This window comes from Bacillus sp. LR--39, from assembly GCF_053613335.1.
Genome location: NZ_JBSIOT010000849.1, coordinates 1 through 718 on the forward strand (window position 1 = coordinate 1; position 718 = coordinate 718).

1 pseudogene is annotated in these 718 nt (G+C 44.4%); it reads left to right on the top strand.

Annotation, left to right across the window (positions count from 1 at the left end):
- Nucleotides 1-164: 164 nt before the first annotated feature.
- A pseudogene (locus ACWHAR_RS26965) lies at nucleotides 165-630 on the top strand (YbaK/EbsC family protein).
- The last annotated feature ends 88 nt before the right edge of the window (nucleotides 631-718 follow it).

The following is a 718-nucleotide window of genomic DNA, read 5'->3' on the forward strand; positions in this document are numbered from 1 at the left end:
ATCACAGTCGAAGTATCAAATTCATCAACAGAACATTTTGATGTTGCGCAACGCGCCATGATCTAAACCGCCGTCCATCGGCGGTTTTTTTGTCCCCTCTTTACCCAGTCTCCCAATCCATGCTATGATTTTTTCAATAATCTTAAAAATAGTGGAAATGCAGCATGTCTCTAAAAAGTGTGAGAACCCACTTTACACAGTGGAATCGAGAAAATGATGTGACGGAGTTCGAAACGTCGAGCGCGACAGTGTTGAACAGACAGCTGAGACGATCGGCGTAAGCCCGACTAGAATCGCCAAGACCCTGTCCTTCAGAGGGGAAGGAGATCAGGCGATTCTGATTGTGGCAGCCGGCGATGCCAAGATTAATAACAAAAAGTTCAGGCAAACATTTGGCTTTAAAGCAAGAGTGCTCTCTCCTAATGAGGTACTGGAGCAGACAGGCCATGAAATTGGAGGTGTTTGCCCATTTGGGTTGGCTCATGATCTTGAGGTTTATCTAGATGTATCGCTGAAACGGTTTGAGACTGTTTTCCTCGCATGCGGCAGCAGAAACTCCGCTATTGAGGAGAATTATCCGAATTTTCTTTCTCAAAAGCATGGATTGATGTTTGTAAAGACTGGGAATAAAAAAACATCCAGACATCGTCTGGATGTTTACTTATTTCACAAACCCAAGCAGCATTTCACGGATGATTTTGCTGGCTGTGTTTGCCGT